Raw genomic sequence first — 23668 nt, forward strand, 5'->3', positions numbered from 1 at the left:
AACGTATGACGTCGATTGCAAGTCGCGGCCTGACCCTGAGTTATCAGCGCCAGGTGATTATTGACGCGCTGGACATGCAACTGCCCAAGGGCAAGATCTCGGTACTTATTGGCAGTAACGGCTGCGGCAAAAGTACCTTGCTCAAATCCTTCGCCCGACTGTTGAAACCGCAGCAAGGCTCGGTGATTCTCAACGGCGTGGATATCCAGCAAAAATCCACGGCGGCGGTGGCGCGCGAGTTGGCTATCCTGCCTCAGACACCAATGGCGCCCGAGGGCATTACCGTTCGCCAGCTCGTGGCCCTGGGCCGATACCCTTATCAAAGCTGGATGCAACAGTGGTCGGCCGAGGATGAAACCATGGTCAATCGCGCATTGACGCAGACCAGTCTGCAAGCGCTGGCGGATCGGCCGGTGGATGCCTTGTCCGGCGGGCAGCGCCAGCGTGCGTGGATCGCCATGACCCTGGCCCAGGACACCGGCATCGTGCTGCTGGACGAGCCGACGACCTTCCTCGACCTGGCTCATCAGATTGAAGTGCTGGACCTGCTGCGCGACCTCAACCGGCTCGAGAACAAAACCATCATCATGGTGCTTCACGACCTCAACCTGGCCTGTCGTTATGCCGATCATATGGTGGCGGTGCATGAGCGTACGGCATTTGCCCAAGGCCGGCCTGAGGACGTCTTGACTCAGGCACTGGTCAAAACCGTGTTCGACCTCAACTGCAGGATTATTCCTGATCCGTTCTTTGGTACGCCGATGTGCATCCCGTTTGGTCGGGAATTGCCGCAATGAGTCTGGCTCGCCACTTCACCGCACAAGAATGGAACGTGCTGGGCGGTGGGTTGCGGTTGAAGGACTGCGCCGAACGTGACCCATTACGCTCGCTGATGGCGCGTGACCTGTTGCAGGAAGAAGTGTGCGAGCGTTTGCTGGACGCATTGGGCCCGGTCATTGGCTCACCGTCGCGGAAAATCACTGCCTCGCTGCTGGGCAAACGCCTGTCGTTCCTGGCCACCGGCGCCTGTTTGTACGCCATGTCGGTGTACGACAAAGGACTGCTGCTGACCCTGGACAACACGGTGGTCGAATACGGCCACGATGACGGGCTGTGGACGTCTTCGATGCCGCTGGCTCATTCCCTGCCGCTGACGTACGGCGCAGGTGAGCGCGAGGCCTGGCGGGAAGCCGTGGTGCAGTCACTGTTTGCCGGGCTGTTGAAGCCGCTGTGGCAAACCTTCAACCGGGTGAGTGGTGTTTCACGGCGCATCCTGTGGGAAAACAGCGCCGTGCGCGTGTATTCGTTGTATGAAAAACGCATGGCGAAAATCGATGATCCATCGATACGCGAGCGCTATGAAGCGGACTTCAAATGGTTGCTGACCCAAGCAGAACCTGCGCTGTTCGGCCTCGATTACAACCCGCTGAGCCACTTCCGTCGTCCGCCGACGTTGGTCGACGAGGGGCAGCGCAGCATTCGCTTTCGGCGAACCTGTTGCTTCTATTACCTGGCAACTGAGCCCGCTGAATATTGCTCGACCTGCCCACTGCTGCGTCCGGGGAAATGCCGATGAGTTATCAGATCAACCCTCGCCAGCAGCTCGTTACCTCGGAGTTGCTCAACACCTACCAGGCGATCGCTTCGTCGACCATCGGCCATTTTTCCGATCGGGGTTTCCTGCGCGGGATCAAGCCGCTGTTCAACGACATCCGGATGGTCGGCCATGTCGTCACCGTCAAAGTCTTCCCGCCGGATGGCAGCATTTTACGTGAAGCGCTGTTGCTGAGTGAGCCGGGCGACGTGCTGGTGATCGAGTGTGTGGGCGACGAGGAGTGTGGCTGTTGGGGTGAGCTGCGCACCCTGGCCGGGCTGATCAAAGGGTTGGCCGGGGTGGTGGTGTCGGGTGCGGTCACGGATGTCAGTGCATTGCGTCGCCATGGGTTGCCGGTCTTTTGCCGGGACGTCAGTTCGTACACGACTCGCGGCATTGGCGCCCATGGGGAAGTCAATCAGTCGATCAATGTGGGCGGGGTTCAGGTACAGCCTGGCGACCTGGCTATCGGTGATGATGATGGTGTCTACATCCTCGATGCATCGCGTGCGGCCGAGCTGCTTCCCGAGCTCCTGGCCAAAGAGCAAATGGACCAGCAGCGCAGGGCCGAATTCTTGCAGAGGCTCAATCAGCGAAGGGGCTGACTTCCCGAGCGGAAATGAAAAGGGGCAACTGTGCAGTTGCCCCTTTTTTGCGTCGGTCGGTCAGAAGCCGAGTTTGTCGCGCAATCCGTAATACCAGGCGCCTAACGCAGCGAATGGTGTGCGCAGCAGTTGTCCACCGGGGAACGGGTAGTGGGGCAGGTCGGCAAACGCATCGAAACGCTCGGCCTGACCACGCAACGCTTCGGCCAGGACCTTGCCTGCCAGGTGCGTATACGTCACGCCATGGCCGCTGCAACCCTGGGAATAGTAGATGTTGTCGCCCAAGCGTCCGACTTGGGGAAGTCGCGACAAGGTCAGCAGGAAATTACCGGTCCAGGCGTAATCGATCTTCACGTCCTTGAGCTGCGGAAAGGCCTTGAGCATCTTCGGCCGAATAATCGCCTCGATGTTCGCCGGATCCCGCGCGCCGTATACCACTCCGCCGCCGAAGACCAGGCGCTTGTCGCCGGTCAAACGGTAGTAGTCGAGCAGATAGTTGCAGTCCTCGACGCAGTAATCCTGCGGCAACAGGCTCTTGGCCAATGCGTCGCCCAAGGGTTCAGTGGTGATCACCTGAGTCCCGCAGGGCATCGATTTGGCGGCCAGTTCCGGCACCAGATTACCGAGATACGCGTTGCCCGCAACGATGATGAACTTGGCCCTGACCTTGCCCTGAGGCGTATGCACCACCGGATTCGCGCCACGCTCGATACGCACCGCCGGCGATTGCTCATAAATGGTGCCGCCCAGCGACTCGACGGCTGCCGCTTCGCCCAACACCAGGTTCAGCGGATGAATATGCCCGCCGCTCATGTCGAGCATGCCGCCGATGTATTGATCGCACGCGACCACTTCACGGATGCGACGCTGATCCATCAGTTCAAGCTGCGTATGACCGAAGCGCTCCCAAAGGCGCTTCTGGGATTCCAGATGGCCCATCTGCTTGGCGGTAATGGCGGCAAAAACACCGCCGTCCTTCAAGTCGCACTGGATATTATATTTGGCAACCCGTTCACGAATGATCCGCCCACCTTCGAACGCCATCTGCCCCAGCAACTGAGCCTGCTTGGGACCGACACTGCGCTCGATCACATCGATGTCGCGGCTATAACTGTTTACGATCTGGCCACCGTTACGCCCCGACGCACCAAAACCTACCTTCGCCGCTTCAAGCACCGTGACCCGGAAACCGTTTTCCAGCAGAAACAGGGCAGAGGACAGGCCGGTGTAACCGGCACCGATCACACAGACGTCAGTCTCTACGTCATCCTGCAAAGCCGGGCGCGGCGGAACCGCATTGGCCGATGCGGCGTAATAGGATTCCGGGTAGGGGGTGTTCGCCATCCTGCAGCCTCTGTTTAATATATTTTACGAGTTGTATCGATCCTACCCGAGATAAAAATCGACCGCCAGCCACCGCAAAATCTTCTTTGCAGCCGCAAAATTAAATATTTTGCATATTCATAGGGTTAGCTCGAAAAAAGGTGTTGACACCCCTTCGGAATTCCGTAGAATGCCGCCTCACAGCAGGCACGTAGCTCAGTTGGTTAGAGCACCACCTTGACATGGTGGGGGTCGTTGGTTCGAGTCCAATCGCGCCTACCAAACAAAATCCGCTCTGCTGGGCGGTCTAGAAGGGCTCACCGAAAGGTGGGCCCTTTTTTGTTGCCTGCGATTTGCAAAACTCCCACCTCAAAACGTCAGCTCAACGCCCACCTCCAGGCAGCCTTTGGATTTGGCTTGTTGTATCTACCTTGTGAATCATTCAGCGGCCTCACGGTCATATCGCTGACTTTGCATTCAGGGCGTTCAAATGAAGCGTGCAGTAATAATGTTCATGGTTATTTCAGGTTCTCTCCTGCTGGGAGGCTGTGGGCCTCACTGGGACGACGGAGAAAGGTACGGTCGAGATCGTGATCGGGATCATGATTACCGTCGTGGATACGACCGCGGGTATGACGATGATCGCGGGTATGACCGCCGATATGATCGTCGTGACCATGATCATGGGTATGACCGCAATCGTGATCGTGATCGTGACGATAGAGACGACTGAAGGCGCTGGCCATCGGCCCTCGGACCGGTCAATGATCGCCCGGTTTGCCGATCAGCTTCAGCGGCACGGATTGCCAGTGATTCAGGCGTAAGATAGCGGTGCTACCTCATCAAAAGGAGCCGCATATGATCGCCGACCAAATGAACAAGCAGGTATCTGAGGACAGAGCTGTTTGGGATCAATACTTCTGCGCTGCGTTGATTGCGGAAAGCAATTTGACGGCACCGGTTGTAGGAGGCGCTACGCATGAAGACAGGCAGAATCTGTTGATTGAAAGGGCCAAAGCTCTCGCCGACAAGATGATGGAAAACAGAAAATAACCAGAGCCCAGCCATCGCGCTGGGCTCTTCACATCTGGATCTCGTGCAAGAAGATCCTGTCGGACCTGCTTGGTAGGCCCTACCAACTAAAACTAATCTTACTTGGCGTTCAGCTTCTTCAGTTCTTCATAAGTCGCCGACTGTACGAACCAGAAGCCGGAGATGATGCACCACGTCAGGGTGCCGGTAATGAAGACGCCTGCCCCGGACCAGAAGCCCTGAACGAAGATCATGACCACTGCGACGATCCAGATAACGGCCAGTGCGACGTACAGAACAACGTTGTTTACGCCAATTACGAACTCTTTCACGTCTATTCCCTTTTGAATGTTTATCCTCTGGCTCCTTACGCAAGGGCCAGTGGGCGGCATGATAGGGGGATAGCTGGCTCTTCGCCAGTCATGTCACGGCCTGCAGGCAGATTTCCAGATTCTGGACTACTACTGACAAGCCCGTTTCCTTGTCCCTGTCTGGAGCATCCCTATGCTGTTTCACTGGTTTCTTGCGGCGATCCATCTCTTGGCTGTTGCCTTGGGCCTTTGGGCGGTGCTCACCCGAGGTGCGGCGTTAAGCCGCCTGGCTGTCGGTACGGCGCCGGTTCGCAGTGTGCTGGTTGCCGATAACGTATGGGGCATCTGTGCGGGTATTTTGCTGATCACAGGTTTGATGCGGGCCTTCGGCGGGTACGAAAAAGGCACTGACTATTACCTTCATCAGCCATTGTTCCATTTGAAGATGACGCTGTTCGTGATCATTCTGCTGCTTGAAGTGGCCCCCATGATCACCTTGATCAAGTGGCGGATCGCCTTGGGCAGGGGCGCTTCGATTGACCAGGGTCGAGCCAAGCTGTTTGCACGCATCAGCCATGTCGAAGCGCTGTTGTTGATGTTGATGGTGATTGCGGCCACCGGCATGGCGCGCGGCGTGACCTTCGGCTAAGAACGGCGGGATTCGTCGGGGTTAAAGCGAATAATCTGACAGTCACGGCGTGGCCGAAGCCGGTAGCATCGGCTTCACGTAATCGGGGAGGAGGCGAGTGCCCAGCAAAATGCCGAGCATGAATCTTTAGCCAGCCATTGCGCTGTAACGAACGGGCTGGCTACTGACTGCAACAGGATTCAGGGAGTCTGCGGTTTGTCTGGAGCAGTGAGGCCAGCCTGAATGCGCTGATAGATTTCTTCGCGATGAACCGCAACGTCTTTCGGGGCATTGATGCCTATTCTGACTTGCTGGCCGCTAACGCCCAGAATGGTGATCGTAATGTCATCGCCAATATTTATGCTTTCACCGACTTTGCGGGTGAGTATCAGCATGGTCTTCTCCTTGATTGCTTTGTAGGGCACCTGATTCGGACAGTGCAGAGGTCGGTGGTATCTATAGATTAGTGCGAAGTCTCATGGTTTGGGTGCCTCTTTCTGACGCGCAGATGCTGCATTAATTCCCAAGGCGTAACTATACAGAGGCCGCAACCATCATTCTCGTTGTTTTAAGCCCATTTTGCGGCACTCGGGAAGTATTCATGGATGCTAAAATCGCCGCTTTAAGCATTCTGAGGGACGCGTTGTGCGCAAAATGGTCTTGGTAATTGCGGTATTGGCGCTGGCGGGATGCGGTGAAGGCAAGAGTGTTGACGCGCAAAAGCCGCAACCGGCAGCCGCGACTGCACCTTCGGTGGTCTCCGGTCCGCAATGGGATCTTGAAGTTCGAGGCGAAACACCTCAGGCGGTCAGCGATTTGAGCGGCTGGTTGATTGAGCACAGTTTCGTTTCCAATATCGTCAAGGAAAATGGAAAGACCCGGATTCTGCTCGGGCCATTCGGTTCGAAAGCAGAGGCCGAAGCCAAACAGACAGAAGTGCGCGCGGCGCTCACCCGGGCGAAGAAACAGAACATCGAACTGTTGGTTGTCGACCATCCCGTAGCCCAGTAACAATCCTTTTCCAGACGCAGTCCTCATTTGATGCGTGACGCTCTGGGAAACGGCCGAATCTGCCCGTGATGGCTTCTACGGCTGGATCGCCGTGGAGATGCCAAGAAGTCACTCAGCCTGATGGGCTACTGGCGCTACCACAAAGCCGGCGGTTAGAAACGAACAAAGGCCTCGGATATCAAGCCCGAGGCCTTTTGTGTTTTCAGCGAGCGCTTAACCGCAGGCTTTCATATCGACGGGGCCGACAAACTCGTTGCCGCGTCCCATGACGCACCCCACGCTTTGGTTGCGCTGTCGTTCCCAGGCCTCTACCGGATAGGTTTTATTCCAGGCTTCGTAGAGCTGTCGATCCTGTTTCGACAGGCGCAAACCATATTGCTTGCTCATGTAGAAATACGTTCGAGCGATCATGCCGCGTATGGACGGGCGGGGCATGACCTTCTTCGCCTTGAAGTCGACCTGGGTCAGGCACGAGCCATATTGGCCCGACTGCACCGGCAACCAGCCGAAACTGAAGTTGCTGCGATCGCCATTCACTTCGCCAATGCTCGGCACCAGGTTGTGCAGGTCGGCTTCGGCCTTCTGGTAGGCCGGATCATAACGCGTGCAGTTCTTGCGCCCACCTTCTTGCCAGCACTGACGCTGATGGCCGATCTGCCAGGCCGGAACAATGTGCTCCCACTCGATGCGGGAAGCGCGCTTGGCGTTTTTACGCGGTACATAACCGCAGGCTGCGAGGTTGACCTTGTTGCCGGTGTATTTGCACCCGCAATAGAACTCTGTGGATTGCGGTGCGTAGAGCTTCCAGGCCACTTTCTTGGCTTCGTTGAAGGTGCGTGGGGCGCCAGCCTGGGCGCCGAGGGTGATGAACAAAAACAGCAAAGCAAGCCAGCGGACACTCATTGACTCAATCTTCCTTCGGCACAACCCAAAAAATCTGCACGCCGCCATCGTCGCGATAGGCGAGGGTGACGTTGTCGTTCTCGTCGATTTCTTCGAGCAATTGTTCCCACTCATCCACGGGTTCGTCCGGCAGACGGAAGATCAACGCTGCTTTGGCTTTTTGGGCGGAGGGGGAATTGATGATTTTTTGAACGCGCATACCCATGCGTGCATAGGAGTCAGGAGAGGCAGAGGTGTTGGCCACGGAATTATCCTTATTAAGCTGTACGTGCATACAGTATTTAACTGTAAGCATTTTCGCAACTGCTTAAAATTCAAGAAAATCCTCTGACAGCAATTTTTTCCGTTTGGTGTAGGACGAAGGGAAAATTTTTATCGAAATATCGGGAGGGCTTGTAAGCCACTCGCCTGGGTTTGGCGAGTGGTGGAAGCGGTGCCCTACCGGAGCCGGTCGGGCGAGGGCCAATCAGTATTCCCAGAACATCCGCTGCAGCTCTTTGCTGTCGTTGGTCTTGGTCAGTGCGACCATGGCCAGGATGCGAGCCTTTTGCGGGTTCAGGTCGTGCGCTACAACCCAGTCGTACTTGTCGTCTGGTTGTTCAGCGTTACGCAGTACGAAACCGCCGGCGTTGACGTGGGACGAACGAATGATTTGCACGCCGTCCTTGCGCAGGGCTTGCAGTGATGGGACTACACGGGACGAGACAGAGCCATTGCCAGTACCGGCGTGAATGATGGCTTTGGCGCCAGACTGAGCCAACGCTTTGTAAGCGGTATCGCTGACATTGCCGTAGGAATAGGCGATTTCGACATCAGGCAGGCTCTTGATGTTTTTGATGTCGAATTCCGAGTCCATGGTGTGACGCTTGGCCGGCAAGCGGAACCAGTAGGATTTGCCTTCGACCACCATGCCCAGCGGGCCCCAGGCACTTTTGAATGCCTCGGTCTTGATGTTGATCATTTTGCTGACGTCACGACCCGACTGGATTTCATCGTTCATGGTCACCAGTACGCCTTTGCCGCGAGCCTCTTTGCTGCTGGCCACGGCCACTGCGTTGTACAGGTTCAGCATGCCATCGGCCGACATGGCGGTGCCCGGGCGCATGGAGCCGACAACGATGATTGGCTTGTCGGTTTTTTCCACCAGGTTCAGGAAGTAGGCGGTTTCTTCCAGGGTGTCGGTGCCGTGGGTGATGACGATGCCGTCGACGTCCTTGCTGTCTGCCAGTTCGGCCACGCGACGACCCAGTTGCAGCAGGTTTTCGTTGGTGATGCTTTCGGACGCGATCTGCATGACCTGTTCGCCACGAACGTTAGCCAGTTGGCTGAGTTCCGGAACCCCGGCGATCAATTGTTCGATGCCGACTTTTGCCGCTTGATAGGTCGCACTATTGGCGGCGCTGGCGCCCGCGCCAGCAATGGTGCCGCCGGTGGCCAGGATCACCACGTTTGCCAGTTTCTGTTGGGTTTCGACTTCTTTTGCCTGAAGGGCAGTAGGCAGGAGCAGCAAGAGGGCCAAAGCGCCCGGAACGAAGGTCTTGAAAGCAGATGTCATTATTTTTCTCTCTAGTAGTGAGACGGTGCTGATGCAGGTTCATCTAGATGCGCCCCCAGCGGATCTGAACGCTTGGGGTGAATGAGATGAGCAGGATCTGTACCAGTCGTACTTTGAATGAGAAAAACTTTTAACTTGATGATTTATATAAATATTTATCTGTGTCTCCGGAGGGAGTGCACCGCCGGTTGTCCGGGTTTCCGAACGCGTTGAGTGTTTGTGTTCGGCTCTCCGAAAAGTACTACAACCTCTGTCGAGCAAATCGTCTTGCAAGATTACGAATCATTGCTAAAGAAACCCGCGCTTCGGTCGATGCTCCTTTAAAGGATCTTTCTACTCAGGAGTTCACATGTCGTTATCCATTGGTATCTCAAACGCTGCAGGCGTCACCATTGGTGGCAAATCCGCCGCTACGATCCGAGCTTTGAATGACGCCACCGTAGAGGCTGCCGACAAAGCGCTGGGCACAATGGAAGGCGATGGTAATCAAGTCAAGACTGGCCCTTTGGGGTTGGATAAAAGCGCGGGCGCGCAGACCGAAACCCCAGACGAGAGCAACCAGAGTGTGGCGGTGAAAGTCCTGCTCAAACGCATGCAAGAGCTACAACAGCAACTGCGCGAGCAACAGCAACAATTAGCCGCAGCGCAGGCGGCGTCTTATCCGACACCGGAAGCCAAGGCCACTGTGGTCATGGCATTTCAAGGACAGATTGCCGACACCAATGGGGCGTTGTTGGAAGTGTCCGCGGCCCTGGTCAAGGAACTGGCCAAGGGTTCCAGCACCGGAACGGTGGTCAACACCACGGCATGACTTGAATGCCCGGCTTTTGCCAGCCAGTTCAAATAAATGGTCCTCTCTGCTCGTTGACAAATGTCGGCAGGGTTCGCATAGTTCGGTCTCGCAAACGTTTGCGCGGTGCTCGCGGTGGTTATCCATCTGTGAGCACAATGAAGCCTACGCCAGCGCAAGCGTTGCTCAAAATAATCATAAGATCGGAGTGAACCCATGAAGCTGCCATTCGCTGGACGTCTTCTCGCTGTCGCTATGCTGGCTGCCGCATCCGTCGCGTTACCCGTCTCTTCGGCCTTCGCCGAGACGCCTGAAAAACCCAAAGTCGCATTGGTCATGAAATCCCTGGCCAATGAATTCTTCCTGACCATGGAAGACGGCGCCAAGGCCTATCAGAAAGACCACTCCGGCGATTTCGAGCTGATCTCCAACGGCATCAAAGACGAAACCGACACGGCAGGCCAGACACGTATCGTCGAGCAAATGATTCTGGCCAAGGTCAATGCGCTGGTCATCGCGCCGGCTGACTCCAAGGCCATGGTTCCGGTGATCAAGAAAGCCATCGATGCCGGTATCACCGTGATCAACATCGACAACCAGCTGGACCCGGCTGTGGTCAAAAGCAAAAACATCACCGTACCGTTCGTAGGCCCGGATAACCGCAAAGGCGCGCGTCTGGTGGGCGAGTACCTGGCCAAGCGACTGAAGGCCGGAGACGAAGTCGGCATCATCGAAGGCGTTTCAACCACCACCAACGCACAGCAAAGAACCGCAGGCTTCAAGGATGCGATGGAAGCGGCGCAGATCAAGGTCGTCTCTTTGCAGTCTGGTGACTGGGAAATCGACAAGGGCAACAAAGTGGCTGCCTCGATCCTCAGCGAGTACCCGCAAGTCAAAGCCCTGCTGGCCGGCAACGACAGCATGGCCGTCGGCGCAGTATCTGCCGTGCGCGCAGCGGGCAAGGCCGGCAAGGTGCAAGTGGTCGGTTACGACAACATCAACGCCATCAAGCCAATGCTCAAGGATGGCCGTGTCCTGGCCACCGCTGACCAGTTTGCGGCCAAGCAAGCCGTGTTCGGCATCGAGACTGCGCTGAAGATCATCAAGGGTGAAAAAGTCGACAGCGGCACCAATGGTGTGATCGAAACTCCGGTAGAGCTGGTTACCAAGTAGTCCTTCTGGCGACACAACGGTGCTCGCCCGTCGGGGCGAGCGCATGGAGAGTTTTTATGTCAGTTTCCGCCCCGAACGCTGTCCTCTCGGTCAGCGGTATCGGTAAGACCTACGCCCAACCGGTCCTGACCGGCATCGACCTGACGCTGATGCGCGGTGAAGTGCTGGCGTTGACCGGCGAAAACGGCGCGGGGAAAAGCACGCTGTCGAAGATCATCGGCGGGCTGGTCACGCCGACCACCGGCCACATGCAATTCCAGGGGCAGGATTACCGCCCCGCAAGCCGCGCTCAGGCCGAAGACCTCGGCATTCGCATGGTGATGCAGGAGCTCAATCTGTTGCCGACCCTGTCGGTGGCGGAAAACCTGTTTCTCGACAACTTGCCCAGCAATGGCGGCTGGATCAGTCGCAAGCAATTGCGCAAGGCGGCGATCGAAGCGATGGCCCAGGTCGGCCTCGACGCGATTGACCCGGACACGCTGGTGGGCGAATTGGGCATCGGTCACCAGCAAATGGTGGAGATCGCCCGCAATCTGATCGGCGATTGCCACGTGCTGATCCTCGACGAACCGACCGCGATGTTGACCAACCGTGAAGTCGAGATGCTGTTCGAGCAGATCACTCGCCTGCAAGCTCGCGGCGTGTCGATCATCTATATCTCGCACCGTCTCGAAGAACTGGCGCGGGTCGCTCAGCGTATTGCGGTACTGCGCGATGGCAACCTGGTTTGCGTCGAGCCGATGGCCAATTACAACAGCGAGCAACTGGTAACGCTGATGGTCGGTCGTGAACTCGGCGAACACATCGATATGGGCCCGCGCAAGATCGGCGCTCCAGCCTTGACGGTCAAAGGGCTGACCCGCTCCGACAAGGTTTGCGATGTGTCCTTCGAGGTGCGCGCCGGCGAGATCTACGGGATTTCCGGCTTGATCGGGGCAGGGCGCACTGAGTTGCTGCGCTTGATCTTCGGTGCCGATAAAGCGGACAGCGGCACGGTTGCACTCGGCTCGCCAGCACAGGTTGTCAGTATCCGGTCGCCGGCTGACGCGGTCGGTCATGGCATCGCCTTGATCACCGAAGATCGCAAGGGCGAAGGCCTGCTGCTGACCCAGTCGATCAGCGCGAATATTGCCTTGGGCAATATGCCGGTGATTTCCAGCGCGGGCATTGTCAACAAGGGTGACGAGATGGCGCTGGCCCAGCGTCAGGTCGACGCCATGCGCATCCGCAGCTCCAGCCCGACGCAATTGGTGTCGGAACTGTCCGGCGGCAATCAGCAGAAAGTCGTGATCGGCCGCTGGCTTGAGCGTGATTGCTCGGTAATGCTGTTCGACGAGCCAACGCGTGGCATCGATGTCGGCGCCAAGTTTGACATTTACGCCTTGCTCGGTGAGCTGACCCGTCAAGGCAAAGCGCTGGTGGTGGTGTCCAGCGACCTGCGTGAGCTGATGTTGATCTGCGACCGCATCGGCGTGCTCTCGGCGGGACGTCTGATCGACACCTTCGAGCGTGACAGCTGGACCCAGGATGATTTGCTTGCCGCCGCGTTCGCCGGCTACCAAAAACGTGACGCGTTGCTCAACGAAGCAGCGCCTAGGGATCTCGCATGAATACTGCAGTGACTGCCGGCAAACGTAGTGGCAACTTTTATGGCCTCGGTACCTATCTGGGGCTGGCCGGTGCCTTGCTGGCAATGGTTGCGCTGTTCTCGGTTCTGAGCAGCCATTTCCTGTCCTATGACACTTTCAGCACCCTGGCCAACCAGATTCCAGACTTGATGGTGCTGGCGGTCGGCATGACGTTCGTGTTGATCATCGGCGGCATCGACCTGTCGGTGGGTTCGGTGCTTGCGCTCGCGGCGTCAACGGTCAGCGTGGCGATTCTCGGTTGGGGTTGGAGCGTGCTGCCTGCGGCGCTGCTCGGAATGGCGGCTGCAGCGCTGGCCGGGACCATCACCGGTTCGATCACTGTGGCGTGGCGGATTCCGTCGTTCATCGTGTCACTCGGCGTGCTGGAAATGGCCCGCGGTGTGGCGTATCAGATGACCGGGTCGCGCACGGCCTATATCGGCGACGCCTTCGCCTGGTTGTCCAATCCGATCGCCTTCGGCATCTCGCCGTCGTTCATCATTGCCTTGCTGATCATCTTCATTGCCCAGGCAGTGCTGACGCGTACCGTGTTCGGTCGCTACCTGATCGGCATCGGCACCAACGAAGAGGCGGTGCGTCTGGCAGGGATCAATCCGAAGCCCTACAAGATTCTGGTATTCAGTCTGATGGGGCTGCTGGCCGGTATTGCCGCGCTGTTCCAGATTTCCCGTCTGGAAGCGGCGGATCCGAATGCCGGCTCCGGGCTGGAGCTGCAAGTGATCGCCGCGGTCGTGATCGGCGGCACCAGCCTGATGGGCGGTCGCGGTTCGGTCATCAGTACGTTCTTCGGGGTTCTGATCATCTCCGTATTGGCGGCCGGTCTTGCGCAGATCGGCGCGACTGAACCCACCAAACGCATCATCACCGGCGCAGTGATCGTGGTGGCGGTGGTGCTTGATACTTATCGCAGTCAGCGCGCAAGCCGGCGGACCTGAGACATGGCAACAATCAAGGATGTGGCAGCGCTCGCGGGGATTTCCTACACCACGGTTTCCCACGTAGTGAACAAGACCCGGCCGGTGAGCGAAGAGGTGCGGGTCAAGGTTGAGGCCGCGATCAAAACCCTCGACTACGTGCCCAGCGCCGTGGCCCGGTCCCTCAAGGCCAAAACCACGGCGACCATCGGACTGCTGGTGCCCAACAGCCTCAACCCGTACTTCGCCGAACTGGCGCGCGGCATCGAGGATTACTGCGAGCGTAATGGCTACTGCGTAATTCTCTGTAACTCCGATGACAACCCGGACAAGCAGCGCAGTTACCTGCGCGTGCTGCTGGAAAAGCGCATCGACGGGCTGATTGTCGCTTCGGCGGGCGGTGACGCGGGGCTGGCGGAGGGCCTGGCGGGCGTGCGCACGCCGATGGTGATCGTCGACCGTGGACTGGAAGGTGTGAATGCCGACATGGTGCGGATCGATCACGAATACGGCGCCTATCTGGCAACCCGCCACCTTCTGGAATTGGGGCACCGGGACATCGCAACCATTGGTGGCCCGGCGAGTACCAGTGTGGCGCAGATGCGTCTGGCCGGTTATTGCCGTGCCCTGAAAGAGGCAGGTGTCGAAGTAGCACGCGAGCGCATGCTGGAAAGCGACTTCACCAGTACTGGCGGTTACAACACTGCCGCGATCCTGCTGGAAAACAACCCGCCCAGCGCAATCTTTGCCGGTAACGACATGATCGGTATCGGCGTGCTGCGAGCAGCGGCCGAGCGCAATATTCGCGTGCCGACGGAACTGTCGGTAATCGGCTTCGACGATATTCAAATGAGCCGCTATGTGTACCCGGCGCTGACCACCGTGGGGCAGTCGATCCTGCAGCTCGGCGAGATGGCGGCCGAAGTGCTTTTAAGAAGAATCGCCACGCCGGACATGGCCACCGATCAACGGATCGTGACGCCCAGTATTGTCCTGCGGGAGTCGACTGCGCCGCTGGCCGGCGTGTTCGCCCAGTTCCGTTGAAATAGAAAGCCGCAAAATCAACAGCACCGCTGAAACAGAATTGATGAGTAGTGACGCATGCCAGCAAAAGTAGTGGTTATCGGCAGTCTGAACATGGACCTGGTCACCCGGGCGCCACGGCTGCCCCGTGGTGGTGAAACGCTGATCGGCGAGTCGTTTGCCACGGTTTCCGGTGGCAAGGGCGCGAATCAGGCAGTTGCCGCGGCGAGACTGGGGGCGCAGGTGTCGATGGTTGGTTGCGTGGGCAGCGATGCCTACGGCGAACAATTGCGCGGGGCGCTGTTGGCTGAGCAGATCGATTGCCAAGCGGTCAGCACCGTCGACGATTCCAGTGGCGTAGCGTTGATCGTGGTCGATGACAACAGCCAGAACGCAATCGTGATCGTTGCCGGTGCGAACGGTGCGCTGACTGCAGAGGTAATTGATCGTTTCGACGCCGTGTTGCAGGCGGCGGACGTGATCATCTGCCAGCTGGAAGTCCCGGATGCCACGGTCGGTCATGCGCTCAAGCGCGGCCGTGAGTTGGGCAAGACCGTGATCCTCAACCCGGCGCCGGCCAGCCGTCCGCTGCCGGCGGAATGGTACGCGTCCATCGATTATCTGATTCCCAATGAAAGCGAAGCTGCGGCACTGAGTGGTGTGCCAGTGGATTCCCTGGCATCTGCCGAAACCGCTGCATCCCGGCTGATCTCGTTGGGCGCCGGCAAGGTCATCATCACCCTCGGTGCTCAAGGTTCGCTGTTTGCCAACGGCAAAGGCTTCGAGCACTTCCCTGCGCCGAAGGTGAAAGCTGTCGATACCACGGCGGCTGGCGACACCTTCGTCGGTGGTTTCGCCGCTGCGCTGGCGGCTGGCAAAAGCGAAGCCGACGCGATCCGTTTCGGCCAGGTCGCCGCCGCGCTGTCGGTGACCCGTGCTGGCGCGCAACCCTCGATTCCCAACTTGTCCGACGTACAGGCCTTTAACGCACCATGAAAAAGACCCCTTTGCTCAATGTCGCGTTATCGCGGCTGATCGCCTCCCTGGGCCATGGCGACATAGTAGTAATTGGCGACGCGGGTCTGCCGGTGCCGCCAGGCGTTGAGCTGATTGACCTGGCCCTGACCCACGGTATCCCGGACTTCGTCAGCACATTGAAGGTTGTGCTCAGCGAAATGCAGGTCGAGAGCCATGTATTGGCCCATGAGATCCTGGGCAAAAAGCCTTCGGCATTGGCAACGCTCGATGAGCTGAATGCCGACGGTGCGCTGGGTCGGCGTGAGCTGCTCAGTCATGACCAGTTCAAAGTCCTCAGCCGACAGGCACGGGCGATTGTTCGTACGGGCGAATGTCAGCCGTACTGCAACATCGTGCTGGTGGCAGGGGTTACGTTCTAACTCGCTGTTGTCTTTCTGTTGTCCCACGCACAAGGAGTGCGCTATGTACCGCTATGCTCAGAAACTGCACCACCTGCTCCGGAGTTTGCTGCTTTTGTCCCTGATTACCGCAACAAGCGCCCAGGCGGCGGAAAAGATCGACTTGATCATCGACACCGACCCGGGTGCCGATGACGTGGTTGCCTTGCTGTTTGCGCTGGCATCGCCGCAAGAGCTGAACATTCGTGCGCTGACCACCGTCGCCGGCAATGTGCGTCTGGACAAGACTTCGCGTAATGCGCGACTGGCCCGCGAGTGGGCGGGACGCGAGGAGGTGCCGGTCTACGCGGGCGCTCCGAAGCCGCTGATGCGTACGCCGATCTATGCCGAGAACATCCATGGCAAGGAAGGACTTTCGGGCGTCACCGTACATGAGCCGAAAAAAGGCCTGGCCCAAGGCAATGCGGTCAATTACCTGATCGACACTTTGAAAGCCGCCAAGCCCCACAGCATCACTATCGCCATGCTCGGTCCGCAGACCAACCTGGCCCTGGCGCTGATCCAGGAACCTGAGATCGTTCAGGGCATCAAGGAAGTGGTGATCATGGGCGGGGCGCACTTCAATGGTGGCAACATTACTCCGGTGGCTGAGTTCAACCTGTTCGCCGACCCACAGGCTGCAGAAGTGGTGCTGAAAAGCGGAGTGAAGCTGACCTACCTGCCGCTGGACGTAACCCACAAGATTCTCACCAGTGACGCGCGTCTTAAACAGATCGCGGCTATCAACAACAATGCCAGCAAGCTGGTGGGCGATATTCTCAATGAGTACGTCAAAGGCGACATGGAGCACTACGGCATTCCGGGTGGCCCGGTGCATGACGCGACGGTCATCGCCTACCTGCTCAAGCCGGAGCTGTTCACCGGTCGCTCGGTGAATGTGGTGGTTGATAGTCGTGAAGGCCCGACGTTCGGCCAAACCATCGTCGACTGGTATGACGGCTTGAAAGCGCCGAAAAACGCTTTCTGGGTAGAAAGTGGCGACGCCCAGGGCTTCTTTGACCTGCTGACCGAGCGTCTGGCTCGCCTGAAGTAAGCCATATACCCGCAGGTGCCAGCCTGCGGGTTTTACCTTTACTCGCTATCTATCAGGCCAATAAAGTCGGCAGGGTACTTCTCGAATACCTGTGCGATGAATATCTGGGCGGCTTGGGTTCCCAATTCCTTGACTAATAGATCGATACCAATGATCGCCAACTCTTCCGGACTGCCCGGGCTGTAAGAGCTGTGGCCCTGGGGCCACTTGGCTTTGATGTCGGCGTCGATGCTTACGGTGGTCATGATGGCGCTCGTGAAGTCGGGAAAGTCTGAGTGTCGAGTAAACCATTTTGGGCTGCTTTTGACACTCCGACTTAGGCATGAGGGGAGGGCTATGCGACACTTGGTCTTTGACGATTTTTCAAGGACTGTGCTGTGCAGATCGATTTGAACACTCCTGACGGCTTGACCCTTGAGGCGGTGCGTCAGCTGCTGGCCTCTTCCAGCGACGATGAGCACACTCAATTGCGAGTCACCAAGGGCGGCATCGCCTACATTTCGTCAGGCGTTGTAGGCGGTACTGATATCAGTGGACTGTTGTTTCGTCTGGAGACGTGGGCCAAGGGTTCCGGTTATGTAGGATTGGTCGCGGCCAGTGACGAGGTATGGGTCATGCAGATTTTCAACGCGCTGAAAGAGAACTGGCCGATTCCGCCGTTTGACTACATTGACGTCTATTGAGCGCTGTTCATATTCAGTCACGATTGAGTGGTAAACGGCAGGGCAATGCTCAGGCAAACTCGCCGCGTGTCCCAATAGAGGGCAGGGTGCTAGTACTCTCCGTGAAACAAAACGCCAGATTGGCGGTCGCACGATCTCAGCTTAACTATTGAAAAAGGAGGCTTCATGCCTTGGAAGCTCGCGTCATTGGGTACTTTGTTCGCCGTTGCCATGTTGGCCGGTTGCAGCACTACCTCCACCGAGTCGACAACAGACCCTGTCACCACGACTGACACGGGCCACAGCCGTTGTGAGGCAAAAGCTGCCGAATTCACCATTGGCAAAAAGGCTTCGCCTGAACTGCTGGAGCAGGCACGCACTCGCGCAGGTGCGCAAAATGCACGGTTCCTCTTGCCCACCGACATGGTGACCCTGGAGTACCGCTCCGATCGTCTTAACCTGAACACCGATGCCAGCCGGGTTGTGACCCGAGTCAACTGTGGCTGATCATTTCGCGCTTTTGTTTCGCCCATAAAAAACCCCGTCACATGGACGGGGTTTTTTTAGTGCGCCAGAAACTTACTCTGGGCGAACTTGTGCAGCTTGCATACCCTTTTGGCCTTTCTCAGCCACGAAGGAAACGGTTTGGCCTTCTTTCAGGCTTTTGAAACCGTCGCTTTCGATAGCTTTGAAGTGTACGAACAGGTCGTCACCGCCACCTTGAGGAGTGATGAAGCCGAAGCCTTTTTCATCGTTGAACCATTTAACGGTGCCGGTTTGGCGATTAGACATGGTGTATCTCCAAGAAACATATATTTTCAGTAGTGCTGTGCTGCTCAGGCCAACTGGGCACACCGGGGTATCATAGTCGAAATGTTCGCTTTGGGAGCCCCCCGGACGTGCTGTTTGCCCAGCAGTCGCGTTCCGTTTGCTGCTTGATGTAGCTGAAAGCCCCGTTTTACAAGGCTTTCAGCCGAAAGTAAAGACGATAAAAAAACCTGTAAAACCTGCATAAATTGTACGAAAAATCGGTTTTCAGAGGCTTTTTACTGTCGTTGCAGGCGAAAAAAGCGCTCTGTCGGGCTTATTTTTTCGCTTTGTTTTCGGCTTTACAGGACGAGATTTGGGTCAATGCTTTTTGTTTCAGGGCATCACTGGCAGTGTTGTCCATCAGGGACTGAATGTCTTTGGCAGGGTACGACTTGATCGCATCGGCGCCGCAAGCGCAGTGAGACTTCGCTGCAGCAGCTCCGATCTGTGGCGTAGCTGCTTCTGTGCACTGAGCCATGTATTTCTCGCGTTCGCCCTTCGGCCAATCGGCATGGGCGGCCAGTGGCAGCAGCAAAACGATAGGGGCGACTACTGCGAATAAACGTTTCAGATGCATGCTGGGATGCTCCTTGTGGGTCAATGTCTTGTTATCTGAGGGGTAAAACAGGGTTCTAGTTCAGCACTCTGGCATAAAATTGCCCGATTCGCCCCAAGACAAAGCCTCGGCGCATCGACGACCGTTCATCTGTGCTAGCATGCCTGCCTCGGGCGTTTGCAGGCTCCGGATGGCCTTCAGTCCCGGTAGCGGCAAATGTGCGAATAACCCTGATTTGAATCCCAGTCACTCTGGTTCGGTTTTCCGGTTGGCCGCAAGGCTCCTGCCGCTGTAAGGCAGGCGTTCGTCATTGAATGGCCTGGATCGGATCTTGTACTGGCTCATCCCAACCCACGTGACCTTTGGTAGGGGTCACCACTAGGAGAGGAGGCGCCATGCCAACTATTACTCTTCCCGACGGCAGTCAACGTTCATTCGATCACCCGGTATCCGTAGCCGAGGTCGCTGCATCCATTGGTGCAGGCCTGGCCAAAGCCACCGTGGCCGGCAAGGTCGATGGCAAGCTGGTCGACGCCAGCGACATCATCGGCAGCGACGCTACGCTGCAAATCATTACGCCAAAGGATGAAGAGGGGCTCGAGATCATTCGCCACTCTTGCGCCCACCTGGTTGGCCATGCGGTCAAGCAGCTGTACCCGACGGCCAAGATGGTCATCGGTCCGGTCATCGACGAAGGCTTCTATTACGACATCGCCTTCGAACGTCCTTTCACTCCGGACGACCTGGCCGCCATCGAACAGCGCATGCAGCAGCTGATCGAAAAAGATTACGACGTGATCAAGAAAGTCACTCCGCGTGCCGAAGTGATCGAAGTGTTCAAGGCCCGCGGTGAAGACTACAAACTGCGCCTGGTCGAAGACATGCCGAACGAACAGGCCATGGGTCTGTACTATCACGAAGAATATGTCGACATGTGCCGCGGTCCGCACGTGCCTAACACGCGCTTCCTGAAATCCTTCAAGCTGACCAAGTTGTCCGGCGCCTACTGGCGTGGCGATGCCAAGAACGAGCAATTGCAGCGCGTTTACGGCACGGCGTGGGCAGACAAAAAGCAGCTGGCGGCTTACATCCAGCGCATCGAAGAAGCCGAGAAGCGCGATCACCGCAAGATCGGCAAGCGTCTGGGTCTGTTTCACACCCAGGAAGAGTCGCCGGGCATGGTGTTCTGGCATCCGAACGGCTGGACTCTGTACCAGGTGCTCGAGCAATACATGCGCAAGGTTCAGCGCGACAACGGTTACCTGGAGATCAAAACTCCGCAGGTCGTTGACCGCAGTCTGTGGGAGAAGTCCGGGCATTGGGCCAACTACGCCGACAACATGTTCACCACGCAGTCGGAAAACCGTGACTACGCCATCAAGCCGATGAACTGCCCTTGCCACGTGCAAGTGTTCAATCAGGGCCTGAAAAGCTACCGTGAACTGCCAATGCGCCTGGCCGAATTCGGTGCTTGCCATCGTAATGAGCCATCGGGCGCACTGCACGGCATCATGCGTGTGCGCGCGTTCACTCAGGACGACGCCCACATCTTCTGCACTGAAGAGCAGATGCAGGCCGAATCCGCTGCGTTCATCAAGCTGACCATGGACGTTTATGCCGACTTCGGCTTCAAAGACGTCGAGATGAAGCTGTCCACTCGTCCGGAAAAACGCGTCGGTTCCGACGAATTGTGGGATCGCGCCGAAGCGGCCCTGGCTGCAGCCCTTGATAGTGCTGGCCTGCCGTACGATCTGCAGCCGGGCGAGGGTGCGTTCTACGGTCCGAAGATCGAATTTTCGCTGAAAGATTGCCTTGGTCGCGTCTGGCAGTGTGGTACCCTTCAGCTCGATTTTAACCTGCCTGTCCGTCTGGGAGCCGAATACGTCTCTGAAGATAACAGTCGCAAGCACCCGGTTATGTTGCACCGGGCGATCCTTGGCTCCTTCGAACGTTTCGTCGGAATCCTGATCGAGCACTACGAGGGTGCATTCCCTGCGTGGCTGGCTCCGACCCAGGCAGTGATCATGAATATCACTGATAAACAGGCTGATTTCGCCGCTGAGGTTGAAAAAACTCTCAACGAAAGCGGATTTCGTGCCAAGTCTGACTTGAGAAATGAAAAGATCGGCTTTAAAATCCGCGAGCATACTTTGCTCAAGGTTCCTTATCTCTTGGTTATCGGAGATCGGGAAGTCGAGATGCAGACTGTCGCTGTGCGTACTCGTGAAGGTGCTGACCTGGGCTCGATGCCCGTCGCCCAGTTCGCCGAGTTCCTCGCTCAAGCGGTTTCCCGGCGTGGTCGCCCAGATTCGGAGTAATTACTATTAAGCGTGAAATGAGACAAGATAAACGAGCTGCACCGAAGGCCCCGATCAACGAGAATATCTCGGCACGCGAGGTTCGGTTAATTGGGGCTGAAGGTGAACAGCTTGGGATTGTGTCAATTGAAGACGCGCTTCTTAAGGCTGAAGAGGCCAAACTGGATCTGGTGGAAATTTCCGCCGATGCAGTACCCCCTGTTTGCAAACTGATGGACTACGGCAAATCGATCTTCGAAAAGAAGAAGCAGATTGCCGCGGCCAAGAAAAACCAGAAGCAGATTCAGGTTAAAGAAATCAAGTTTCGTCCAGGGACGGAGGAAGGGGATTACCAGGTAAAACTGCGCAACCTGGTACGTTTCCTGAGTGATGGGGACAGGGCCAAGGTATCCTTGCGATTCCGCGGCCGTGAGATGGCCCACCAGGAGCTGGGGATGGAACTCCTCAAGCGAGTTGAAGGTGACTTGCTCGAGTACGGTTCGGTCGAACAGCATCCTAAGATGGAAGGACGCCAACTGATCATGGTCATCGCCCCGAAAAAGAAGAAGTAATCAATAGGGCACGGCAGGCCTTCTGATTATGTTTATCAACTGAATGCGGAGTATCCGAACATGCCAAAAATGAAAACTAAAAGTGGTGCTGCTAAGCGGTTTCTGAAAACTGCTAACGGTATCAAGCACAAGCACGCTTTCAAGAGCCACATCCTGACTAAAATGTCGACCAAGCGTAAGCGTCAACTGCGCGGTAGCAGCTTGCTGGCACCGTGTGACGTGGCAAAAGTCGAGCGCATGCTGCGCCTTCGTTAATTTAGTCAAGAATAGAGGAAGTAACTCATGGCTCGTGTAAAGCGTGGCGTCATTGCCCGTAAACGTCACAAAAAAATTCTGAAACTTGCTAAAGGCTACTACGGCGCTCGCTCGCGCGTATTCCGTGTTGCCAAGCAAGCGGTAATCAAGGCAGGCCAATACGCCTACCGTGACCGTCGTCAGAAAAAACGTCAGTTCCGCGCTCTGTGGATCGCTCGTATCAACGCTGGTGCACGTATCAACGGTCTGTCCTACAGCCGTTTCATTGCCGGCCTGAAAAAAGCGTCCATCGAGATCGACCGTAAGGTTCTGGCTGATCTGGCAGTGAACGAAAAAGCGGCGTTTGCTGCGATTGTCGAGAAAGCTAAAGCCACCTTGGCTTAAGTACCCCCGACAGTCACCCGGTCTCATCTCTGTGGGGTCAGGTGTTAAACGTCATAAATAGGGGAAGAGCCTTCAAGCTCTTCCCCTATTTTGTATCTGGAGTCTGTACATGGAAAACCTGGATGCGCTCGTCTCTCAAGCACTAGAGGCTGTGCAAAGCGCTGAAGATATCAATGCCCTGGAGCAAATCCGGGTTCACTACCTTGGCAAAAAGGGTGAATTGACTCAGGTGATGAAGACCCTGGGGAATTTGCCGGCAGAAGAACGTCCGCAAGTCGGCGCGCTGATCAACGTTGCCAAGGAGCGTGTCACAGAGGTTCTCAATGCGCGCAAGGCACTGTTTGAAGAGGCCGACCTGGCCGCCAAACTGTCTGCCGAGTCCATTGACGTGACCCTGCCTGGCCGTGGCCAGACCTCGGGTGGTCTGCATCCGGTCACACGCACTCTGGAACGAATCGAGCAGTTCTTCACCCATATCGGCTACGGCATTGCCGAAGGCCCTGAGGTTGAAGACGACTATCACAACTTCGAAGCACTCAACATCCCAGGCCATCACCCGGCCCGGTCGATGCATGACACCTTCTATTTCAATGCCAACATGTTGCTGCGCACCCATACCTCGCCGGTACAGGTCCGCACCATGGAATCGAAACAGCCGCCGATCCGCATCGTCTGCCCAGGCCGTGTGTACCGTAGCGACTCCGATATCACCCACTCCCCGATGTTCCACCAGGTCGAAGGCCTGCTGGTCGACCGTGATATCAACTTCGCTGACTTGAAAGGCACCATCGAAGAGTTCCTGCGCGTGTTCTTTGAAAAAGAACTGGCCGTGCGTTTTCGCCCTTCGTACTTCCCGTTCACAGAGCCATCCGCCGAAGTCGACATGGAATGCGTGATGTGCAGCGGTAAAGGCTGCCGCGTCTGCAAGCAGACTGGCTGGCTGGAAGTGATGGGCTGCGGCATGGTTCACCCGAATGTGTTGCGCATGTCCGGGATCGACCCGGAAGAGTTCTCGGGCTTTGCCTTCGGCATGGGCGTTGAGCGTCTGGCCATGCTGCGTTACGGCGTGAACGACTTGCGTCTGTTCTTCGACAACGACTTGCGGTTCCTCGCGCAATTTCGCTAGTCGTAACGAATTCTTAGGAGAGCAGG

The 23668-nt window shown here is 56.9% G+C and carries 31 protein-coding genes and 1 tRNA gene; 23 read left to right on the forward strand and 9 right to left on the reverse strand.

Annotated elements, in window-relative coordinates; all coding sequences use genetic code 11:
* Window positions 1–5 precede the first annotated feature (5 nt).
* The 3 genes from AC3WP4_RS22440 to AC3WP4_RS22450 are packed head-to-tail and all read left to right on the forward strand — an operon-like array spanning window position 6 to window position 2199.
* On the forward strand, window positions 6–797 hold the full coding sequence (locus AC3WP4_RS22440) for an ABC transporter ATP-binding protein (protein WP_074875273.1): 792 nt from the start codon (window positions 6–8) through the stop codon (window positions 795–797).
* A complete protein-coding gene (locus AC3WP4_RS22445) occupies window positions 794–1576 on the forward strand; it encodes an IucA/IucC family C-terminal-domain containing protein (RefSeq protein WP_102615210.1) in 783 nt (260 codons plus the stop codon). Before AC3WP4_RS22440 ends, AC3WP4_RS22445 begins: the two co-directional genes overlap by 4 nt.
* The gene (locus AC3WP4_RS22450) at window positions 1567–2199 is read left to right on the forward strand and encodes an RraA family protein (RefSeq protein ID WP_102615209.1); all 633 of its coding nucleotides are present in this window, start codon (window positions 1567–1569) and stop codon (window positions 2197–2199) included. The genes AC3WP4_RS22445 and AC3WP4_RS22450 overlap by 10 nt, the downstream gene beginning before the upstream one ends.
* 60 nt (window positions 2200–2259) lie before the next feature.
* Here AC3WP4_RS22450 and AC3WP4_RS22455 read toward each other — a convergent pair whose 3' ends face one another.
* Window positions 2260–3543, reverse strand: coding sequence for an NAD(P)/FAD-dependent oxidoreductase (locus tag AC3WP4_RS22455; RefSeq protein ID WP_102615208.1), 1284 nt, complete (start codon window positions 3541–3543; stop codon window positions 2260–2262).
* Between the two features lie 184 nt (window positions 3544–3727).
* On the opposite strand from AC3WP4_RS22455, the gene AC3WP4_RS22460 reads away from it, so the two are divergent.
* The 3 genes from AC3WP4_RS22460 to AC3WP4_RS22470 all read left to right on the forward strand — a co-directional run bounded on the left by AC3WP4_RS22460 (window position 3728) and on the right by AC3WP4_RS22470 (window position 4575).
* Window positions 3728–3804 (forward strand) — tRNA-Val (locus AC3WP4_RS22460).
* 208 nt (window positions 3805–4012) lie between these two features.
* The gene (locus AC3WP4_RS22465; RefSeq protein WP_076030438.1) at window positions 4013–4255 is read left to right on the forward strand and encodes a hypothetical protein; all 243 of its coding nucleotides are present in this window, start codon (window positions 4013–4015) and stop codon (window positions 4253–4255) included.
* 125 nt (window positions 4256–4380) lie between these two features.
* Window positions 4381–4575, forward strand: a complete 195-nt coding sequence (locus AC3WP4_RS22470; protein WP_074875283.1) for a hypothetical protein — start codon at window positions 4381–4383, stop codon at window positions 4573–4575.
* Between the two features lie 98 nt (window positions 4576–4673).
* Here the strand turns inward: AC3WP4_RS22470 and AC3WP4_RS22475 are convergent, their stop codons facing one another.
* Window positions 4674–4886 (reverse strand): hypothetical protein, encoded by a 213-nt coding sequence (locus tag AC3WP4_RS22475; RefSeq protein ID WP_074875284.1) that lies wholly within the window; start codon window positions 4884–4886, stop codon window positions 4674–4676.
* A gap of 172 nt (window positions 4887–5058) precedes the next feature.
* Between AC3WP4_RS22475 and AC3WP4_RS22480 the strand changes: the two genes are divergently transcribed.
* Complete coding sequence (locus AC3WP4_RS22480) at window positions 5059–5514, forward strand: DUF2214 family protein (RefSeq protein WP_102615207.1); 456 nt, start codon at window positions 5059–5061, stop codon at window positions 5512–5514.
* Between the two features lie 179 nt (window positions 5515–5693).
* Here the strand turns inward: AC3WP4_RS22480 and csrA are convergent, their stop codons facing one another.
* Window positions 5694–5888, reverse strand: a complete 195-nt coding sequence (gene csrA, locus AC3WP4_RS22485; protein ID WP_007938114.1) for a carbon storage regulator CsrA — start codon at window positions 5886–5888, stop codon at window positions 5694–5696.
* A gap of 250 nt (window positions 5889–6138) precedes the next feature.
* Between csrA and AC3WP4_RS22490 the strand changes: the two genes are divergently transcribed.
* On the forward strand, window positions 6139–6504 hold the full coding sequence (locus tag AC3WP4_RS22490; RefSeq protein ID WP_102615206.1) for a penicillin-binding protein activator LpoB: 366 nt from the start codon (window positions 6139–6141) through the stop codon (window positions 6502–6504).
* 213 nt (window positions 6505–6717) lie between these two features.
* Here AC3WP4_RS22490 and AC3WP4_RS22495 read toward each other — a convergent pair whose 3' ends face one another.
* The 3 genes from AC3WP4_RS22495 to AC3WP4_RS22505 all read right to left on the reverse strand — a co-directional run bounded on the left by AC3WP4_RS22495 (window position 6718) and on the right by AC3WP4_RS22505 (window position 8962).
* Window positions 6718–7407, reverse strand: coding sequence for an endonuclease (locus AC3WP4_RS22495; RefSeq protein ID WP_074875290.1), 690 nt, complete (start codon window positions 7405–7407; stop codon window positions 6718–6720).
* A 4-nt stretch (window positions 7408–7411) separates the two neighbouring features.
* Entirely contained in the window at window positions 7412–7702 is a 291-nt protein-coding gene (locus AC3WP4_RS22500) for a DUF1654 domain-containing protein (RefSeq protein ID WP_074875292.1), read from the reverse strand.
* A 171-nt stretch (window positions 7703–7873) separates the two neighbouring features.
* Window positions 7874–8962: an asparaginase gene (locus AC3WP4_RS22505; RefSeq protein ID WP_074875294.1), complete on the reverse strand. Its 1089-nt coding sequence runs from the start codon at window positions 8960–8962 to the stop codon at window positions 7874–7876.
* A 349-nt stretch (window positions 8963–9311) separates the two neighbouring features.
* Between AC3WP4_RS22505 and AC3WP4_RS22510 the strand changes: the two genes are divergently transcribed.
* The 8 genes from AC3WP4_RS22510 (at window position 9312) to AC3WP4_RS22545 (ending at window position 16980) form a co-directional block, all read left to right on the forward strand.
* Complete coding sequence (locus AC3WP4_RS22510) at window positions 9312–9773, forward strand: hypothetical protein (RefSeq protein WP_074875296.1); 462 nt, start codon at window positions 9312–9314, stop codon at window positions 9771–9773.
* 195 nt (window positions 9774–9968) lie between these two features.
* Complete coding sequence (locus AC3WP4_RS22515; RefSeq protein WP_102615205.1) at window positions 9969–10925, forward strand: sugar ABC transporter substrate-binding protein; 957 nt, start codon at window positions 9969–9971, stop codon at window positions 10923–10925.
* Between the two features lie 56 nt (window positions 10926–10981).
* On the forward strand, window positions 10982–12535 hold the full coding sequence (locus AC3WP4_RS22520) for a sugar ABC transporter ATP-binding protein (RefSeq protein WP_102615204.1): 1554 nt from the start codon (window positions 10982–10984) through the stop codon (window positions 12533–12535).
* Window positions 12532–13509, forward strand: coding sequence for an ABC transporter permease (locus tag AC3WP4_RS22525; RefSeq protein WP_008145645.1), 978 nt, complete (start codon window positions 12532–12534; stop codon window positions 13507–13509). The genes AC3WP4_RS22520 and AC3WP4_RS22525 overlap by 4 nt, the downstream gene beginning before the upstream one ends.
* Before the next feature lie 3 nt (window positions 13510–13512).
* Window positions 13513–14532 (forward strand): LacI family DNA-binding transcriptional regulator, encoded by a 1020-nt coding sequence (locus AC3WP4_RS22530; RefSeq protein WP_102615203.1) that lies wholly within the window; start codon window positions 13513–13515, stop codon window positions 14530–14532.
* A gap of 57 nt (window positions 14533–14589) precedes the next feature.
* On the forward strand, window positions 14590–15507 hold the full coding sequence (gene rbsK, locus AC3WP4_RS22535) for a ribokinase (protein ID WP_074875303.1): 918 nt from the start codon (window positions 14590–14592) through the stop codon (window positions 15505–15507).
* The gene (rbsD, locus tag AC3WP4_RS22540; protein WP_074875305.1) at window positions 15504–15908 is read left to right on the forward strand and encodes a D-ribose pyranase; all 405 of its coding nucleotides are present in this window, start codon (window positions 15504–15506) and stop codon (window positions 15906–15908) included. Before rbsK ends, rbsD begins: the two co-directional genes overlap by 4 nt.
* A gap of 43 nt (window positions 15909–15951) precedes the next feature.
* On the forward strand, window positions 15952–16980 hold the full coding sequence (locus tag AC3WP4_RS22545) for a nucleoside hydrolase (RefSeq protein WP_074875307.1): 1029 nt from the start codon (window positions 15952–15954) through the stop codon (window positions 16978–16980).
* Between the two features lie 38 nt (window positions 16981–17018).
* On the opposite strand, the gene AC3WP4_RS22550 is transcribed toward AC3WP4_RS22545, so the two are convergent.
* Window positions 17019–17225, reverse strand: a complete 207-nt coding sequence (locus AC3WP4_RS22550) for a hypothetical protein (RefSeq protein ID WP_074875309.1) — start codon at window positions 17223–17225, stop codon at window positions 17019–17021.
* 132 nt (window positions 17226–17357) lie between these two features.
* On the opposite strand from AC3WP4_RS22550, the gene AC3WP4_RS22555 reads away from it, so the two are divergent.
* Together AC3WP4_RS22555 and AC3WP4_RS22560 are read left to right on the forward strand one after the other, a co-directional pair.
* A complete protein-coding gene (locus tag AC3WP4_RS22555; RefSeq protein WP_102615202.1) occupies window positions 17358–17663 on the forward strand; it encodes a hypothetical protein in 306 nt (101 codons plus the stop codon).
* Window positions 17664–17828: 165 nt separating this feature from the next.
* On the forward strand, window positions 17829–18149 hold the full coding sequence (locus AC3WP4_RS22560; protein WP_074875314.1) for an I78 family peptidase inhibitor: 321 nt from the start codon (window positions 17829–17831) through the stop codon (window positions 18147–18149).
* 72 nt (window positions 18150–18221) lie between these two features.
* On the opposite strand, the gene AC3WP4_RS22565 is transcribed toward AC3WP4_RS22560, so the two are convergent.
* Both AC3WP4_RS22565 and AC3WP4_RS22570 read right to left on the reverse strand, forming a co-directional pair.
* Window positions 18222–18434, reverse strand: coding sequence for a cold-shock protein (locus AC3WP4_RS22565; RefSeq protein WP_003179963.1), 213 nt, complete (start codon window positions 18432–18434; stop codon window positions 18222–18224).
* A gap of 292 nt (window positions 18435–18726) precedes the next feature.
* Entirely contained in the window at window positions 18727–19029 is a 303-nt protein-coding gene (locus AC3WP4_RS22570) for a hypothetical protein (protein ID WP_074875316.1), read from the reverse strand.
* A 374-nt stretch (window positions 19030–19403) separates the two neighbouring features.
* On the opposite strand from AC3WP4_RS22570, the gene thrS reads away from it, so the two are divergent.
* From thrS to pheS, 5 genes are all read left to right on the forward strand, one after another.
* Window positions 19404–21326 carry a threonine--tRNA ligase gene (gene thrS / locus AC3WP4_RS22575; RefSeq protein WP_008145656.1) on the forward strand — a complete coding sequence of 641 codons (1923 nt, stop codon included), beginning with the start codon at window positions 19404–19406 and terminating at the stop codon, window positions 21324–21326.
* Window positions 21326–21877 carry a translation initiation factor IF-3 gene (gene infC, locus AC3WP4_RS22580; protein WP_169857083.1) on the forward strand — a complete coding sequence of 184 codons (552 nt, stop codon included), beginning with the start codon at window positions 21326–21328 and terminating at the stop codon, window positions 21875–21877. Before thrS ends, infC begins: the two co-directional genes overlap by 1 nt.
* A gap of 60 nt (window positions 21878–21937) precedes the next feature.
* Entirely contained in the window at window positions 21938–22132 is a 195-nt protein-coding gene (gene rpmI / locus AC3WP4_RS22585; protein WP_008145659.1) for a 50S ribosomal protein L35, read from the forward strand.
* Window positions 22133–22159: 27 nt separating this feature from the next.
* Window positions 22160–22516 carry a 50S ribosomal protein L20 gene (gene rplT / locus AC3WP4_RS22590; RefSeq protein ID WP_007905879.1) on the forward strand — a complete coding sequence of 119 codons (357 nt, stop codon included), beginning with the start codon at window positions 22160–22162 and terminating at the stop codon, window positions 22514–22516.
* A gap of 109 nt (window positions 22517–22625) precedes the next feature.
* Window positions 22626–23642, forward strand: a complete 1017-nt coding sequence (gene pheS / locus AC3WP4_RS22595; protein ID WP_007905876.1) for a phenylalanine--tRNA ligase subunit alpha — start codon at window positions 22626–22628, stop codon at window positions 23640–23642.
* The last annotated feature ends 26 nt before the right edge of the window (window positions 23643–23668 follow it).

This window comes from Pseudomonas sp. FW305-20 (genome assembly GCF_058788075.1).

What these genes read in the sequence shown, in the direction of transcription:
- AC3WP4_RS22440 (WP_074875273.1), top strand. Translation starts at nt 6, where the DNA reads ATGACGTCGATTGCAAGTCGCGGCCTGACCCTGAGTTATCAGCGCCAG.
- AC3WP4_RS22445 (WP_102615210.1), top strand. Translation starts at nt 794, where the DNA reads ATGAGTCTGGCTCGCCACTTCACCGCACAAGAATGGAACGTGCTGGGC.
- AC3WP4_RS22450 (WP_102615209.1), top strand. Translation starts at nt 1,567, where the DNA reads ATGCCGATGAGTTATCAGATCAACCCTCGCCAGCAGCTCGTTACCTCG.
- AC3WP4_RS22455 (WP_102615208.1), bottom strand. Translation starts at nt 3,543, where the DNA reads ATGGCGAACACCCCCTACCCGGAATCCTATTACGCCGCATCGGCCAAT.
- AC3WP4_RS22465 (WP_076030438.1), top strand. Translation starts at nt 4,013, where the DNA reads ATGAAGCGTGCAGTAATAATGTTCATGGTTATTTCAGGTTCTCTCCTG.
- AC3WP4_RS22470 (WP_074875283.1), top strand. Translation starts at nt 4,381, where the DNA reads ATGATCGCCGACCAAATGAACAAGCAGGTATCTGAGGACAGAGCTGTT.
- AC3WP4_RS22480 (WP_102615207.1), top strand. Translation starts at nt 5,059, where the DNA reads ATGCTGTTTCACTGGTTTCTTGCGGCGATCCATCTCTTGGCTGTTGCC.
- csrA (WP_007938114.1), bottom strand. Translation starts at nt 5,888, where the DNA reads ATGCTGATACTCACCCGCAAAGTCGGTGAAAGCATAAATATTGGCGAT.
- AC3WP4_RS22495 (WP_074875290.1), bottom strand. Translation starts at nt 7,407, where the DNA reads ATGAGTGTCCGCTGGCTTGCTTTGCTGTTTTTGTTCATCACCCTCGGC.
- AC3WP4_RS22500 (WP_074875292.1), bottom strand. Translation starts at nt 7,702, where the DNA reads ATGCTTACAGTTAAATACTGTATGCACGTACAGCTTAATAAGGATAAT.
- AC3WP4_RS22505 (WP_074875294.1), bottom strand. Translation starts at nt 8,962, where the DNA reads ATGACATCTGCTTTCAAGACCTTCGTTCCGGGCGCTTTGGCCCTCTTG.
- AC3WP4_RS22510 (WP_074875296.1), top strand. Translation starts at nt 9,312, where the DNA reads ATGTCGTTATCCATTGGTATCTCAAACGCTGCAGGCGTCACCATTGGT.
- AC3WP4_RS22515 (WP_102615205.1), top strand. Translation starts at nt 9,969, where the DNA reads ATGAAGCTGCCATTCGCTGGACGTCTTCTCGCTGTCGCTATGCTGGCT.
- AC3WP4_RS22520 (WP_102615204.1), top strand. Translation starts at nt 10,982, where the DNA reads ATGTCAGTTTCCGCCCCGAACGCTGTCCTCTCGGTCAGCGGTATCGGT.
- AC3WP4_RS22525 (WP_008145645.1), top strand. Translation starts at nt 12,532, where the DNA reads ATGAATACTGCAGTGACTGCCGGCAAACGTAGTGGCAACTTTTATGGC.
- AC3WP4_RS22530 (WP_102615203.1), top strand. Translation starts at nt 13,513, where the DNA reads ATGGCAACAATCAAGGATGTGGCAGCGCTCGCGGGGATTTCCTACACC.
- rbsK (WP_074875303.1), top strand. Translation starts at nt 14,590, where the DNA reads ATGCCAGCAAAAGTAGTGGTTATCGGCAGTCTGAACATGGACCTGGTC.
- rbsD (WP_074875305.1), top strand. Translation starts at nt 15,504, where the DNA reads ATGAAAAAGACCCCTTTGCTCAATGTCGCGTTATCGCGGCTGATCGCC.
- AC3WP4_RS22545 (WP_074875307.1), top strand. Translation starts at nt 15,952, where the DNA reads ATGTACCGCTATGCTCAGAAACTGCACCACCTGCTCCGGAGTTTGCTG.
- AC3WP4_RS22550 (WP_074875309.1), bottom strand. Translation starts at nt 17,225, where the DNA reads ATGACCACCGTAAGCATCGACGCCGACATCAAAGCCAAGTGGCCCCAG.
- AC3WP4_RS22560 (WP_074875314.1), top strand. Translation starts at nt 17,829, where the DNA reads ATGCCTTGGAAGCTCGCGTCATTGGGTACTTTGTTCGCCGTTGCCATG.
- AC3WP4_RS22565 (WP_003179963.1), bottom strand. Translation starts at nt 18,434, where the DNA reads ATGTCTAATCGCCAAACCGGCACCGTTAAATGGTTCAACGATGAAAAA.
- AC3WP4_RS22570 (WP_074875316.1), bottom strand. Translation starts at nt 19,029, where the DNA reads ATGCATCTGAAACGTTTATTCGCAGTAGTCGCCCCTATCGTTTTGCTG.
- thrS (WP_008145656.1), top strand. Translation starts at nt 19,404, where the DNA reads ATGCCAACTATTACTCTTCCCGACGGCAGTCAACGTTCATTCGATCAC.
- rpmI (WP_008145659.1), top strand. Translation starts at nt 21,938, where the DNA reads ATGCCAAAAATGAAAACTAAAAGTGGTGCTGCTAAGCGGTTTCTGAAA.
- rplT (WP_007905879.1), top strand. Translation starts at nt 22,160, where the DNA reads ATGGCTCGTGTAAAGCGTGGCGTCATTGCCCGTAAACGTCACAAAAAA.
- pheS (WP_007905876.1), top strand. Translation starts at nt 22,626, where the DNA reads ATGGAAAACCTGGATGCGCTCGTCTCTCAAGCACTAGAGGCTGTGCAA.